Source organism: Variovorax sp. P2_H12 (assembly GCF_056403395.1).
Genome location: NZ_JBFUFO010000045.1, coordinates 16351 through 29836, shown reverse-complemented (window position 1 = coordinate 29836; position 13486 = coordinate 16351). Strand labels below are relative to the sequence as shown.

Here is a 13486-nt window from a genome sequence, read left to right as displayed (position 1 = left end):
TCTCGAAGGCCCTGCGGCTCAGCGATCGGCCCCGGCCGACTCGCGCTCGATCAGGCGGTCCACCATGCGCCGCATCTTGCGCGGCGCTGCATCGATGCCCAGCACGATGCGCTTGTAGTCGGCGTTGCGCTCCTCCTCGCGCTGAATCCGCTCGAGAATGACCTTGTCCTCCTGGAAGGCCTTGTCCAGGTCGGCCGTGAGTTCGGCGTCGATGTCGTGTTCGTCGATGCGGAAGTTGCGCACATGAAACCAATGCTGCAGCACGGTCCGTTCGTCCACCGGGGTGAGCACGTGGCAGGCATGCATCTGGATGCCTTCGTGGCGATTGCCGGCGTCGGGGATGGTGCCGCTGACGCAGGAGCCCATGTCGATCGCGAAGAAGCAGGGTGCCGTGTAGTTGTAGTAGTGCCAACGGTCGACCGCGCCGCTGAGCTTCCCGTACTTGGCGAACAACGGGATCGCCTGCGCCCCGCGGATCCAGCGCCAGACGGTGATGGCATCGTCGCCGTACTCGTTGTTCACCGGGACCGTCGCGCCCGCGGGCGTGCCCAGCGTGGTGGTGTGCACGAAGGTCACGTGCGCCGGGTCCAGCAGGTTGTCGCACAGGCTCAGGTAGTTGCACTCGATGCGCAGCGTCTGGCCCTGCACCGCATGCCATCCTTCGGCGCCGTACTGGTCGAGCTGGAAGATCTTCGCCGTGTCGGCGGCGGCGGGGTCGCCCATCCAGACCCAGACCAGGCCGTACTTCACCTCGAGCGGATAGGCAGCGACCGTCGCATTGGCGGGGATGATCTCCTGCCCGGGGATGCGCACGCACTTGCCGGCGCAGTCGAAGGTCATGCCGTGGTAGCCGCATTCGACGGTGTCGCCCTTGAGCTTGCCGAGCGACAACGGCGCGAGCCGGTGCGGGCAGGCGTCCTGCAGCGCGACGATGCGGCCGTCCTCGCGGCGGAACAGGACGAGCGGCTGTTCCAGCACCACGTGGCGCGACAGTTCTCTGCCGATCCGGTCGGCCCACACGACGGGGTACCAAGCGTCCTTGACGTATTTCACTCTGTCTCCTTTCGGGTTGTTGCAAGAATCGATCGGGCTGCCACGCTCTGCAGCGCGTGCGGGCGGCAGACCGATGCCAGGGGTCAGTGGTAGTAGGCGCCGCCGTCCACGACCAGCGTCTGTCCGGTGATGAACGCCGAGTGCGGGCCTGCGAAGAAGCCCACCGCGCCCACCACGTCGCCTGGCAGCATGTCGCGCTTGAGCGCACGGTTCTGGACCGAGAAGCCCGCCACGGTGCTGGCAAGTTCCGGATTCCTGTGGACGCCGTCGCTGAGCGTGAAGCCCGGCGCCACGCTGTTGACCAGCACGCCATGCGGACCGAGTTCGCTCGCCAGGGTACGGGTCATCGAGACGATCGCGCCCTTGGACGCCACGTAGTGCAGCATGCCCGGGTTGCCCTTGAAGGCGACGCCCGACGAGATGTTGATGATGCGGCCGCCGCCCTGGGCCTTGAAGGCCGGCAAGGCGGCGCGGCAACAGAGGAACTGCCCGATCACGTTGACGTCCAGCATCTTGCGCCAGTCGGCCACGGTCAGTTGCTCGAAGGGCTTCAATTGCAGCGTGGAGTAGATGGCGGCGTTGTTCACCAGGACGTCCGCGCGCCCGAAAGCCTCCAGCGCCGTCGCGACCATGCGCGCGGTGTCGTCCTCGCTCGACACGTCGGCATCCACGGCTGTCGCCCGGGCGCCGCCTTGCCGCAGCTTGTCCGCCGCGGCCTGGCCGCCGGCCAGGTCGGCGATGACGATCGAGGCGCCGCGCTGCGCCAGCGCCTCGCAGATCGCATAGCCGATGCCCATCGCGCCGCCTGTGACGATCGCAACCTTGTCTGCTAGATCCATTCGTGTTCTCCTTGTTGAAACAATGTGATCGGCGGGCAATAGACGCCTCTGCCGATGGGTCCGGGACCGCCCGCCCGGTCGAGGATCGCGAGATGAACCATCGGCGCCGTACGGCTCGCGCGGATGCGATCGAGATCGACGAGTCCCGAGGCCGGGTCGACGATGCGCATGCGCCGCGTCAACGCATCGGCGGGCAGCACGGCGGCCCACTCCTCGCGCAGCGTCGGTGCGTGCTGCAAGGCCTGGCCGCCGAAGCCGCAGGCGTCGACCAGGGCGCTGTCGCCGATGGCGCCCAGCGCCTGCGCGGCCAACTCAGGCCGAAAGTACTTGCCGAGCGGTGGCGTGGCCGCTGCGACTCTCCAGGCGGTCTCGCCGCGCGGGCGCCATCCGAACTCGATGCCGTTGCCGCCTATCGCCGCGATCCGACCGCCCTCCACGTGGATCTTCCAGGCGCTCCAGGCCATCCAGATCCCGAGCACGAAGCCCGGGTTGGCCAGCAGCAGCACCTTCGCCGCGGGGCCGAGCCCGGTCAGCGCATGGACGAAGAGCCCGTTGCCGGCCGAGGTCAGGGCGTGGCAATCGTCGCCGAGCTCCAGCGCGGCGCGCATCAGGGATTGCGGGTCGGGCAACTGCGCGAGCAGGGGATTGATGGCCGCGGCGATCTGCCCGCAGCCCTCACGGGCGCGATCAACGCAGCCCGGGTCGCTCGACCCGAAGCGCAGGGCGGGCGGCACGCCCTCGCTGACCGGCGCGTAGCCGCGATGCCCCTCGTCGCCGACTTCGAAGCACCACATCGAAGGCGCCAGCACCTGGGCCAGCGGCGCGGCAATGCCGAAGTCCTGCGCCGGGCGCAGCGCGATGCGCCGCGTGGCGATCATCTCGCGCGCCTCGGCCGGGTCGCCGGCCAGGCCGCCGATCACCGCCGCCTGCGCCGCCGCGGCCGCGACGGCCCCGGGGGGCGCGCCGCGATAGGGCGGCCCGGCATGGAACAGGGTGCGGGCTGGAAGCTGCGGCAGCGCCTCTTCGAGGCGAACCAGCCGGATCAGTCGCGCGAGCCGCTTCATGGGTTGGCGAGCCGGTCCGAACGGCCGGACCCTGCAAGCGCGTGCGCAAGCCTTTCCGGCCGGACAGGTCTCCAAAGGTGCGCGTCCAGATGCATCGCCGTTCTCCGAGTGGATTTAACGTTCTATTTATAGCACGATAGAACTTCACGCGAGCAGTAAAAACCATGACCCCGCTGCCGGAGCATTGGTATTTAAATATAGTCATCCTATTGTTAGGCCAATAGGGTGACTAGCTCGGGATGCGCCGGCACTCCGCCGGTGCGCCAAGCGAGGACAACAGGAGACGACGAGATGAGAAAGACACTGACAAGAATCGCACTGGCTGCGGCCGTTGCGTGCCTGGGGGCGACTGCCGCGGCCCAGGACGTCATCAAGATCGGGGTCAACCAGCCCCTGACGGGCGTGGTCGCGGCATCGGGCAACTATGTGACCACCGGCGCGAAGATCGCCGCCGACGAAATCAACGCCGGCGGCGGGATCAACGGCAAGAAGATCGAACTGGTGATCGAGGACAACAAGAGCAATCCGACCGAGGCCGCGAACGCCGCCGAGAAGCTCATCGTGCGCGACAAGGTGCCGGTGATGATGGGCGCATGGAGCTCCACCTACACGCTGGCCGTGATGCCCAAGCTGATGGAATACAAGGTGCCGATGGTGGTCGAGACCTCGAGCGCCGACAAGATCACGACCTCAGGCAATCCCTACGTGTTCCGCATCAGCCCCACGAACGGGATGGAAGCCGTCAATTTCGCCCGCTTCGTCGCGCCGCTGAACATCAAGAAGGTCGACTTCCTGGTCGTCAACAACGACTGGGGCCTGGGTGCGGCCTCCGAGTTCAGCAAGATGCTCAAGGAGAAGGGCGTCACGGTGAACCGCACGCTGCACATGGACGCCTCGGCGCAGGACATGTCGGCGCAGCTCTCGACCATCAAGGGCACCGACAGCGAGACGCTGTTCATCACCACCGGCCCCGAGCAGATGACGCTGCTGCTCAAGCAGGCCCAGGCGCTCGGTCTCAAGCGACAGGTCGTCACCACCGGCGGCACGGTTCCGGACCAGCTGATCGAGCAGGCCGGCGTCGCCGCCAACGACTCGCTGCACGACGCGATGTTCGCCCCGTGGTTCCCGGAGACCGCGCCGAACCCGGCGGCCGCGAAGCGCTTCGTGACCGAGTGGGCGAAACGCGGCGTGCCGGCCGCGGGCATGCCCGAAGGGGCCAGAGGCTACGACGCCATCCACACCATCGCAGCGGCGATCGCCAAGGCCGGCAGCGCCGACTCCGAGAAGATCCGGGCCGCGCTTTGGGATGTGAAGGTCAATGGCCTCACGGGCAACATTTCGTTCAACAAGGTGGGGCCGAGCGGCAAGGAAAGCGGCCAGAGCCCGGCGACCACCCACCTCGTGAAGATCGAGAACGGGAAGATCATTCTGGTCAGCAAGTAAGTGGCTTGAAAACGCGGCGTCCGGCAGCGCCGGCGCCGCGATTCAAGCGATCGGCGATCACCCTCCACCGCCCGCGTCACGCGGGCGGATGTCCTATCCGCGGCCGAAGAGCGAGCGGAAGAAGCCGAAGATGCGGTCGCGCAGCACCGAGAACACCAGCGCACCGGCATTCAGCTCGGCGGCGGGCGCCGGCAAAGCCGCACCGCAGCCCGCGTCGCTGCCGTCATGGCTCAGACGTGCGCGCAGGTTCTCGGCAAAGGCATCGGTCATGCGCTTGGCGATGTCCTTGACGATGCTGGAGCGGCTGAACTGCGCGAGCGATCCCGTCAGCGCGAAGCCCACCTGCACGTCGACGCGGGTCGCGGCGCCATCCTTTTCCTCGATCAGGTCGTAGCGGATCTCGCCGCGCGTGGCCGAGCTGGACTTGGTGTCGCGGGCGCTGCCGAAGATGGTGCCGCTGAAGTTCGCGGGATCGCGCTCTACATCGGCCGCGCCCTCGAAGTCGGCCACGATCGGGCCCACCTTGATGCGCAGCTTCGGCTCGACATGGGTGTCGGTCGGCGGCGCCAGCAGCGATGCGCCGGGCAGGCAGGTGGTCACGTCGGCCAGGCGGCCGAAGAAATCCCAGACCTTGTCACGCGGGAAGTCGACGCTGAAGCTCTGGTTCAGCGTGGTCATCGGCTTGCTGCTGTCGACCGCCGGTCGGACCGCAGCGGCCTTGCCGGCTGCCGCCGGATCAGGCGCCCTGGCGACCGGCACGGCCTTGGCCGCCGCAGCGGTGCCCCCGCTGCCCGTGCTGCCAGCCGCCATCGGCGGCGCATGGCCCGAACCGACCGGACCCAGCGTGTCGCGCGCGCTGACCGCGGCAATGATCCCGGCCGCCTTGCGTTCCGCAATGACGCTCTGCACGGCGCGCACGATGCCGACATAGCCGGTGCAGCGGCAGAGGTTGCCGCTCATCGCATAGCGGATGTCCTGCTCGGTGGCGTCGGGCATCCGCAGCACCACGTCGTGGGCCGAGGCCAGCATGCCGGGCGTGCAGTAGCCGCACTGCAGCGCATGCTCGCGCGAGAAGGCCGCGCGCAGGGCACGCATCACGACATCGTCGTCCATGCCTTCGATGGTGGTGATGCTGGCGCCGTCGCAGGCCACCGCCAGCGTGATGCAGGAGCGCGCCGGCACGCCGTCGATCATCAGCGTGCAGGCGCCGCAGACGCCATGCTCGCAGCCCAGGTGGGTGCCGGTGAGGTCCAGCGAATCGCGCAGGAAATCGGCGAGTTGGGTGCGCGGTTCGACGGCCGTCGCGCAGACGGCCTTTCCATTGACGGTCAGCTGAATCGTTTTCATGGCTGTTCGGCCCGGTCGACGGCGCGCTTCAACGCGGCGAGGTGAATCTGGTTGTCCAATGCGTCGGCATGGCCGGCATCGGTCAGGAGCTTGCGGGCGGCATCGAGGTCGAGGCGGCGGCCGTCGGGAAACAGGGGCCGCGCATCGCGCACCACGATGGGCCTCGATTCGGTCGCGCCGAGCACCACGCGGCACACGGCGCGCTCCGGATCGTGCAGCACCACACCGATCGCATGGGCGAACTCGCCGGTCTTGCGGCACAGCTTGTGGTAGCCCCAGCGCGCACTGCGCGACAGGCGCGGGATACGCACCGCTTCCAGCATCTCGCCCGGACCGAGATCGACCTCGAAGACGCTGGTCATGAAGGCGTCGATCTGCATGCGGCGCTGGCCCGAAGGCCCGGCGATCAGCACTTCGGCGCCGATGGCGGCCAGGCTGGAGATCCAGTCGGCCGAGGGGTCGGCATGCACCAGGCTCCCGCCCAGCGTGCCGCGGTTGCGCACCGCGCGATAGGCGATGCCGCGCGCCACACGCGACAGCGCACCGCCGGTCACGTCGGGCACGCGGCCGTCCTCGATGTCGGCATGCGTCACGCAGGCGCCGATGACGATCGCGTCGTCGTTGACCTCGACCCGCTTGAGTTCGGGGATGCCGGTGATGTCGACCAGCAGGTCGGGCTGGACCAGCCGCAGGTTGAGCATCGGGCCGAGCGACTGGCTGCCGGCAATGATCTTCACGACGATGTCGTCGCGCTGAATCAATCGAACCACCTCGGCGAGGCTGGCGGGACGTTCGTAATCGAAACGGGATGGCTTCACACCACCTCCGCCACGGGCAGGGTCACCGGCGCCGAAGCGCTGCGCGCGCGTTTCAATGCGGCTTCGGCGATGGCTTCGAGCACGCGGCGCGGCGTCACCGGCGACACGTAGATCTCGGCGCCGAGCGGGCGCAAGGCGTCGTTGACGGCATTGCCGATCGCCGCCGGAGGCGGAATGGCGCCGCTTTCGCCGACGCCCTTGACGCCGAACTCCGTGTAGGGCGAGAGCGTTTCCATGTGGATCAGGCGCGGCTCGGGCACTTCGGTCGGGCCCGGCAGCAGGTAGTCGGCGAAGGTCGATGCCAGCGGCTGGCCCGAAGCATCGAAGGGCATTTCCTCGTACAGCGCGGTACCGATGCCCTGCGCCGTGCCGCCGTAGATCTGGCCGTCGACCACCATCGGATTGACCAGCTTGCCGCCGTCTTCCACGATCACGTAGTCGAGGATTTCGACGTCGCCCGTTTCGGGGTCGACCGCCACCAGGGCCGCATGGGCGCCATAGCCGAAGGTGCCCGAGTCGCGTTGCGGCTTGTAGCCCTCGGTGACTTCCAGGCCGCCGCCATTGACTTCCGGCGGCAGGTCCTGCGGGCGGCGGAACCAGACATGGGCCACCTCGCCGATGGTCACGCTGCGCTCCGGCCCCGCCACGATGCCGTCGCGCACCGTCACCTTGTCGACCTCGGTGCCGAGCATGAAGGCGCCGATCAACGCCACCCGCTTGGCCAGCGTCTGACAGGCGCGCGAGACGGCGCCGCCCGACATCACCATGCAGCGCGAGCCCCAGGTGCCGGTGGAATACGGCGTGAAGGCGGTGTCGCCGTGGATCAGCTTCACCTTCGAGACATCGATGCCGAGGATCTCGTGGGCCACCTGCGCCAGGGTGGTTTCCAGGCCCTGGCCGTGCGAGTGGGCGCCGATGCGCAGCTCGAGGCCGCCGTCCGGCGTCAGCCGCGCGGTCGCCTGTTCATAGCCCGGCACCATCGGGATGCCCCAGCCCGCATACACGGAGGTGCCGTGCGCCGCCTGTTCGCAGTAGATCGCCAGGCCGACACCGATCAGCCGGCCGTCGGCTTCGCCGCGCTGCTGGCGCTTGCGCACCGCCGGAATGTCCATCGCCTCGACGGCCTGGCGCAGCGCGGCCGGATAGTCGCCGCTGTCGAAGTGCTTCTTGGTGATGTTGTCGAAGGGCATCTGCTCCGGCCGCACCAGCGATTGCAGCCGTACCTCGTGGGGCTCGATGCCGCATTCGTGCGCCACGGCGTCGAGGATCAGTTCCATCGCGAAGCACACGCCGGTGCGCGCCACGCCGCGGTACGGCAGGATCGGACACTTGTTGGTGGCCACCGAATAGGTCTTGCAGCGGTAGCCCGGGAAGTCGTACGGGCCCGGCAGGATGCTCGCGACCTGGGCCGCCTCCAGGCAGGCCGAGAACGGGTAGGACGAATAGGCGCCGGAGTCGACAGTGGCTTCGCAGTCGATCCCCAGCAGGCGGCCTCCGCGGTCGGCATAGGCGGTGATGCGGTAGTGGTGCTCGCGGCAGTTGGCGCCGGCCGTCAGGTGCTCGCGACGATCTTCGATCCAGCGCACGGGATGACCGCGGTGGATGGCCAGCCAGGCCAGCGCCACCTCTTCGGTCAGCAGGATGCCCTTGTAGCCGAAGCCGCCGCCGACGTCGGGCGAGATCACTCGGACCTGGCCCTCGTCCAGCCCCAGGCATTCGGCCAGGCCGGTGCGAACGATGTGCGGGATCTGGGTCGAGGTGTAGACCACCAGTTGCTCGAGCCGGCTGTCCCAGTGGGCCACCACGCCGCGCCCTTCCATCGGCGACATCGCCTGGCGCGACGTCCTCAGCTCGCGCGTGACCTGGATCGGCGCGTCGAGCACCTGCTCGATGCCGACGCTGACGTTGGCCTCGAGGAAGACATTGTCGGACCACGCCTCATGCAGGCGGGCGGACGCCGGCTCGCGGCCGAGCAGCATATCGTGCACCGCCGGCATTTCGTCCAGGTCGAGCCGGACCGCGGCGGCGATGTCCTCTGCCTCGGCGCGCGTGCGCGCCACGCACATCGCCACGGTTTCGCCCACATGCCGGACCTTGCCCTGGGCCAGTACCGGCTGCTCGGAAATCTTGAAGCCCGGCAGGCCCGAGACGGCTCGCACCGGCTTGACCGAGCCCAGGTGCGCCACCGTGTACACGCGGTCCTCGAATTCCGGGGGAACCTCGATGCCGACGATGCGGGCATGCGCCAGCGGGCTGCGCACGAAGGCCACATCCTGCATGCCGGCCAGGCGGATGTCCGCCACGAACTGCCCGCGCCCGCGCATCAAGCGGTCGTCCTCCTTGCGAAGAACCCGGGCTCCAACACCTTGACCTGCCATGGACTTGCTCCTCCAGCCACTGGCTGCGCCGTCGTCGTCTGCAACGCTCATTGTGCGAACGACCCGACGGAGCAACCGAAGATGAAACGATGGCGACGAGACTTTCGCCGCTCAGTCAGCCTAACATACTATTCATAGTATGTTAGTCATTTCACGCGTCCTGACAGTAGGGAAATCCAGAATGGGCAGTTCAGGCGGCCTTGCGCGCGATGGCCGCCGGGGCGTCGTTCTCGAAGAAGTCGATCGACATCTTCACGCAGTCGGCGCGGTAGGTGATGTCGGCCACGTAGATCGCGGTGTCGGTGTCGTCGCGCACCACCCAGCGCACCTCCGCCGTCGGCGCGCTCAGCGAGACCTGCAGCAGTTCGGCGATCTCCGGGTCGGCGGTGCCGATCACCAGCGTCTGGTGCGCATGCCGGATCTTCAGGTTCATGGCGGCCAGGATCGGCAGCGCCGTGTGCTTCAGGAATTTCTCGCGCCGGCGGTCGAAGACGGGCTTGGCGATGTGCAGGTTGGCGACGGCGTAGGGCACGTTGTCCTTCAGCTGGACGCTGCGCAGGAACACGTACTTGTCGGCCAGCAGGCCTTCGCCCTCGCGCAGCCGGGGCGCAGCCGGCGGCGCGTCGACCTTGATGAACTGCGGCACGTTGTCCTTGATCGACGCGAGCACCGAGTCCCACGAGGTCTCGAGCGTGAGCCAGCGCTTGTCGTTGACCGTGGCGTTGACGAAGGTGCCGCGCCCCTGCTGGCGTGTGACCAGACCCTCGCGCTCCAGCAGGTCGACCGCTTGCCGGACGGTCACGCGGGCGACCTGGAATTCCTCCTCGAGCTCCTCCAGCGTCGCGATCTTCTCGCTGGGCTGCCAGTCGCCGGTTTCGATGCGACGCCGCAAGGCGGCCGCGACCTGGATATAGGCGGGTATCTTTCCGCGTCGATCGGAACTATGTATTGTTGGCATTTCTACGATCCCGTCATACTGACTATAGGTCCACAGAATAATACATGGACGTGCCCCCGCCGGCGCCGCGGCCGGGCTCAATCTGTAGCACTGGCGACACCGCTGATCAGGCTCTGCGTATACAGCGACGCGACATCGATCGCCGCCGCGGCATCCACCGTTCGCAGTGTCGCCAGGCTGCGGTCAAGCGCGGCCTCCTGCGCACGGCGCAGGCCTTCGGCCTCGCTCACGCTCACGGCCGCGAAGCGCAGCGCGCGCCCCGGCCGGCGCCGCCCGAGCACCGGGATGTCGGCGGAGATCACGGTGGCGATCTTGGGATAGCCGCCGGTCGTCTGCGCATCCGCCATCAGCACGATGGGCAGTCCCGAGCCCGGCACCTGGATCGAGCCGCAGACGATACCGTCCGAGACGATGTTGTAGCCCTTGGCATGTGCGAGCGGCGGGCCGTCGAGGCGGAAGCCCATGCGGTCCGACTGCGCCGAAACCACATACTCGCCGGCCAGGAAGCGCGCCAGCTCGGCCTCGGCGAAGAAGTCGGCCTGCGGCCCCAGCACCACGCGGATCGTCTGGTCGAGCGCCAGATCGAAGCGCTGGGCCAGCATCTTCTCGGCCCGCTGCGCCGCACTGCCCAGCCGCAGCGGCAGGCGGTCGCCGCGCTGCAGCGCCCTGCCGCCGAAACCGCCGAACCTCGCCCGCACGTAGGTGGAGGCACTGCCCAGGCACAGCGGCAGTTCGAAGCCGCCCTCGACGGCCAGATAGGCACAGCCGGCGTCGCCCAGGTGCGCAACGCGAAAGCGGTCGCCGCGCAACAGCCGCGCGCTGCGGCCGGCCGCGATGCTGCGCGCGTGGGGGCCGCTCACCTCGATCACGCCGTCGCAGCCGGCCAGCGCGACCCGCAGCGCATCCGCCGCCACCTCGAAGGCGGGCCCCTGCAGGATCATCTCCAAGGCAGGCGTGCCGGGCGCATTGCCGACCAGCGCGTTCGCCAGCCGCAGGCCGATGCGGTCGAGCGGGCCGGACACCGGAACGCCCGCGTCCTGGAAGCCGCGGCGGCCGCCGTCCTGCACCGTCGTGTGGATACCTGGCGTGACCACCTCGAGTGCCGCGCTCATGACGCGATGCCTTCGCAAGCGAGTTGGTAGCTGCCGTCGACGCTGGCTTGGCGGATCTGCTCGAAGCGCGCGCCATCGACAGGTTCGAAGCGAAGCTTGTCGCCGGGGCGGAACAGCGCGGGGCGCGGCCGCAACGGGTCGAAGATCCGAACCGGCGTGCTGCCGATCAGGTGCCAGCCGCCGGGGCTTTCCAGCGGGTAGATCGCGGTCATGGTCGAAGCGATGGCGATCGAGCCCGCCGGGACGCGAATGCGCGGATCGGCGCGGCGCGGCAGAACCAAGGCCTCGGGCAGGTCGCCCATGTAGGGATAGCCTGGCACGAAGCCGATCATGTAGACGTGGAAGAGCGTCTCGGTATGCAGGCGCACCACCTCGGCCACCGAGAGGCCGGTGCGCAGCGCCACGTCCTCCAGGTCCGGCGCATGGGCGCCTTCGTAGCAAGCCGGCACCCGCCACAGCCGCCCTCCTGTGTCGGCACCCGTCGTGTCGTCCTCCAGCAGCGCGGCGAGCCCGCGCTCGAGGCTCTCCCGGTCGGTGCGCAGCGGGTCGTAGTGGACCATCAGCGAGCGATAGGTCGGCACCGTTTCGACCACGCCCGGCAGCAGCGCAGCGCGCAGCCTTGCCGCCAGCCGCAGCACGCGGTCGCTCAGCGCCCGGTCGATGCGCTCGCCGAACTCGACCACCAGCGCGGTGTCGCCCGCGCAGAGAAATCGCACTTCCATTCCTGCTCCTTGTCCTTGTCGCCGAGCGACGTTCGAATTGGTATTGTCTTTCTATCTTTGGTACCATATACTAACCCGGACCGGCAGCAGACCTCAACCGGAATCCCACGCAAGGACCAAGGAACAGCAAATGTCACTCTCGATCAATCTCAACGCGGACATGGGCGAAGGATTCGGCGCGTACGACATCGGCAACGATGACGCCATCCTCAAGATCATTCGCTCGGCCAACATCGCCTGCGGCTTCCATGCCGGCGACCCGATCACCATGCGCCGCGTGGTCGAGCACGCCAAGGCCGAAGGCGTGAGCATCGGAGCGCATCCGGGCTTCAACGACCTCTGGGGCTTCGGCCGCCGCCGCATCGACATGCGGGCGGACGAACTGGAGAACATGATCGCCTACCAGATCGGCGCACTGCAGGCGATGGCCGCCATTTGCGGCGAGAAGGTGACGCACGTGAAGCCGCACGGCGCGCTGAACAACATGGCCGCCGAGAACGCCGACTACGCGCTGGCCATCGGCCGTGCGATCAAGGCCGTCGACCGGGACCTGATCTACGTCGCCTTGTCGGGATCCGAAATGGAGAAGGCGGCGCAGAAGCTGGAACTGCGCCTGGCGCGCGAGGGCTTCTGCGACCGCCAGTACGAGGACGACGGCAACCTGACCTCGCGCAAGATCCCCGGCGCCGTGATCAAGGACCCGGCCGTCGCGACGCAGCAGGTGGTGCACATGGTGCTCGAGGGCGAGATCGTCTCGCGCAACGGCAAGCGCATCAAGCGCCGGGTCGACTCGCTGTGCGTGCATGGCGACGAGCCGACCGCGCTGGCCCTGTCGGCCGCGGTCCGCGCCGGCCTCGAGGCCGCCGGCGTCAAGGTGGTTCCACTCACCGAGATGAAGCTGGGATGACAGCCCCCACGCTCCCCCACTTCGTGTGGGTCGCTGCCCCCCGAGGGGGCAACAGCAGGCCGCCCATCCGCGCGAAGCGCGGACTTCGCCGCGCTGGCGGCCCGGCGCCGGCCTGAACTCCGCCGCTCATTTCCTCCCAGCATCCACCCCACACCCCAAGGAGTCACGCCATGCAAAGTCGCCCCACCCTCGCCATCATCGGTGGCACCGGTGCCCTCGGATCCGGCATGGCCAAGCGCTGGGCCGCAGCCGGCTACCCGGTCATCGTCGGCTCGCGTTCGGCAGAGAAGGCGCAGGAAGCGGCGCTGAAGATAGAGAACGGCAACGGCGCGCCGCCCGTGCGCGGCGACAGCAATGCCGGTGCCGCGGCAGCCGCCGACATCGTGATCCTGGCGATCCCGTTCTCCAACCACGACGCGACGCTCGACGAACTCAAGGATGTGGTGGGCGGCAAGATCGTGGTCGACGCCGTGGTGCCGCTGGTGCCGCCGAAGGTCGCGCAGGTGCAGCTGCCGCCGCAGGGCTCGGCCGGCCAGATCGCGCAGCAGCGCATCGGCGAAACCGCCCGCGTGGTCTCGGCTTTCCAGAACGTCGGCGCCGCCAAGCTGCAGGGCGGAGGGCCGATCGCCTGCGACGTGCTGGTCTGCGGCAACGACAAGGAGGCGCGCGAGGCCGTGATCGAGCTGGCAGTGGCCGCCGGCATGCGCGGCATCGATGCCGGCCCGATCGCCAACGCCGCCGCCGCCGAGGCGCTGACTTCGATCCTGATCGGCATCAACAAGCGTTACAAGGTGGATTGCGCAGGCATCCAGATCACCGGCATTCCCGCCTAGGCAAGAGGAAGC

The 13486-nt window shown here is 68.4% G+C and carries 12 protein-coding genes; 3 read left to right on the top strand and 9 right to left on the bottom strand.

The genetic code is table 11. The annotated features are described in order from the left end of the window. Positions 1 to 18 precede the first annotated feature (18 nt). The 3 genes from AC1DYK_RS29175 to AC1DYK_RS29165 all read right to left on the bottom strand — a co-directional run bounded on the left by AC1DYK_RS29175 (position 19) and on the right by AC1DYK_RS29165 (position 2956). The gene (locus AC1DYK_RS29175) at positions 19 to 1053 is read right to left on the bottom strand and encodes an aromatic ring-hydroxylating dioxygenase subunit alpha (protein WP_478169478.1); all 1035 of its coding nucleotides are present in this window, start codon (positions 1051 to 1053) and stop codon (positions 19 to 21) included. Between the two features lie 83 nt (positions 1054 to 1136). Next, complete coding sequence (locus tag AC1DYK_RS29170; protein WP_478169477.1) at positions 1137 to 1892, bottom strand: SDR family NAD(P)-dependent oxidoreductase; 756 nt, start codon at positions 1890 to 1892, stop codon at positions 1137 to 1139. Further along, positions 1883 to 2956: an oxamate carbamoyltransferase subunit AllG family protein gene (locus AC1DYK_RS29165; protein WP_478169476.1), complete on the bottom strand. Its 1074-nt coding sequence runs from the start codon at positions 2954 to 2956 to the stop codon at positions 1883 to 1885. The genes AC1DYK_RS29170 and AC1DYK_RS29165 overlap by 10 nt, the downstream gene beginning before the upstream one ends. 291 nt (positions 2957 to 3247) lie before the next feature. Between AC1DYK_RS29165 and AC1DYK_RS29160 the strand changes: the two genes are divergently transcribed. After that, on the top strand, positions 3248 to 4399 hold the full coding sequence (locus AC1DYK_RS29160) for an ABC transporter substrate-binding protein (RefSeq protein ID WP_478169475.1): 1152 nt from the start codon (positions 3248 to 3250) through the stop codon (positions 4397 to 4399). 93 nt (positions 4400 to 4492) lie between these two features. Here AC1DYK_RS29160 and AC1DYK_RS29155 read toward each other — a convergent pair whose 3' ends face one another. From AC1DYK_RS29155 to pxpB, 6 genes are all read right to left on the bottom strand, one after another. After that, positions 4493 to 5746, bottom strand: coding sequence for a xanthine dehydrogenase family Fe-S subunit (locus AC1DYK_RS29155; protein WP_478169474.1), 1254 nt, complete (start codon positions 5744 to 5746; stop codon positions 4493 to 4495). Beyond that, entirely contained in the window at positions 5743 to 6564 is an 822-nt protein-coding gene (locus AC1DYK_RS29150) for an FAD binding domain-containing protein (RefSeq protein WP_478169473.1), read from the bottom strand. The genes AC1DYK_RS29155 and AC1DYK_RS29150 overlap by 4 nt, the downstream gene beginning before the upstream one ends. Then, positions 6561 to 8942: a xanthine dehydrogenase family protein molybdopterin-binding subunit gene (locus AC1DYK_RS29145; RefSeq protein WP_478169472.1), complete on the bottom strand. Its 2382-nt coding sequence runs from the start codon at positions 8940 to 8942 to the stop codon at positions 6561 to 6563. Before AC1DYK_RS29145 ends, AC1DYK_RS29150 begins: the two co-directional genes overlap by 4 nt. A gap of 190 nt (positions 8943 to 9132) precedes the next feature. After that, a complete protein-coding gene (locus AC1DYK_RS29140; RefSeq protein WP_478169471.1) occupies positions 9133 to 9900 on the bottom strand; it encodes a GntR family transcriptional regulator in 768 nt (255 codons plus the stop codon). Between the two features lie 77 nt (positions 9901 to 9977). Then, the gene (locus tag AC1DYK_RS29135; RefSeq protein WP_478169470.1) at positions 9978 to 11012 is read right to left on the bottom strand and encodes a 5-oxoprolinase subunit C family protein; all 1035 of its coding nucleotides are present in this window, start codon (positions 11010 to 11012) and stop codon (positions 9978 to 9980) included. Continuing rightward, positions 11009 to 11734 (bottom strand): 5-oxoprolinase subunit PxpB, encoded by a 726-nt coding sequence (gene pxpB, locus AC1DYK_RS29130; protein ID WP_478169469.1) that lies wholly within the window; start codon positions 11732 to 11734, stop codon positions 11009 to 11011. Before pxpB ends, AC1DYK_RS29135 begins: the two co-directional genes overlap by 4 nt. Before the next feature lie 130 nt (positions 11735 to 11864). On the opposite strand from pxpB, the gene AC1DYK_RS29125 reads away from it, so the two are divergent. Beyond that, complete coding sequence (locus AC1DYK_RS29125; protein ID WP_478169468.1) at positions 11865 to 12641, top strand: LamB/YcsF family protein; 777 nt, start codon at positions 11865 to 11867, stop codon at positions 12639 to 12641. A gap of 170 nt (positions 12642 to 12811) precedes the next feature. Next, the gene (gene npdG, locus AC1DYK_RS29120; RefSeq protein WP_478169467.1) at positions 12812 to 13474 is read left to right on the top strand and encodes an NADPH-dependent F420 reductase; all 663 of its coding nucleotides are present in this window, start codon (positions 12812 to 12814) and stop codon (positions 13472 to 13474) included. Positions 13475 to 13486: the final 12 nt, after the last annotated feature.

Excerpts from the sequence above, each read along its gene's own strand:
- AC1DYK_RS29170 (WP_478169477.1), bottom strand. The coding sequence starts at position 1,892 with ATGGATCTAGCAGACAAGGTTGCGATCGTCACAGGCGGCGCGATGGGC.
- AC1DYK_RS29165 (WP_478169476.1), bottom strand. The coding sequence starts at position 2,956 with ATGAAGCGGCTCGCGCGACTGATCCGGCTGGTTCGCCTCGAAGAGGCG.
- AC1DYK_RS29160 (WP_478169475.1), top strand. The coding sequence starts at position 3,248 with ATGAGAAAGACACTGACAAGAATCGCACTGGCTGCGGCCGTTGCGTGC.
- AC1DYK_RS29155 (WP_478169474.1), bottom strand. The coding sequence starts at position 5,746 with ATGAAAACGATTCAGCTGACCGTCAATGGAAAGGCCGTCTGCGCGACG.
- AC1DYK_RS29145 (WP_478169472.1), bottom strand. The coding sequence starts at position 8,942 with ATGGCAGGTCAAGGTGTTGGAGCCCGGGTTCTTCGCAAGGAGGACGAC.
- AC1DYK_RS29140 (WP_478169471.1), bottom strand. The coding sequence starts at position 9,900 with ATGCCAACAATACATAGTTCCGATCGACGCGGAAAGATACCCGCCTAT.
- AC1DYK_RS29135 (WP_478169470.1), bottom strand. The coding sequence starts at position 11,012 with ATGAGCGCGGCACTCGAGGTGGTCACGCCAGGTATCCACACGACGGTG.
- pxpB (WP_478169469.1), bottom strand. The coding sequence starts at position 11,734 with ATGGAAGTGCGATTTCTCTGCGCGGGCGACACCGCGCTGGTGGTCGAG.
- AC1DYK_RS29125 (WP_478169468.1), top strand. The coding sequence starts at position 11,865 with ATGTCACTCTCGATCAATCTCAACGCGGACATGGGCGAAGGATTCGGC.
- npdG (WP_478169467.1), top strand. The coding sequence starts at position 12,812 with ATGCAAAGTCGCCCCACCCTCGCCATCATCGGTGGCACCGGTGCCCTC.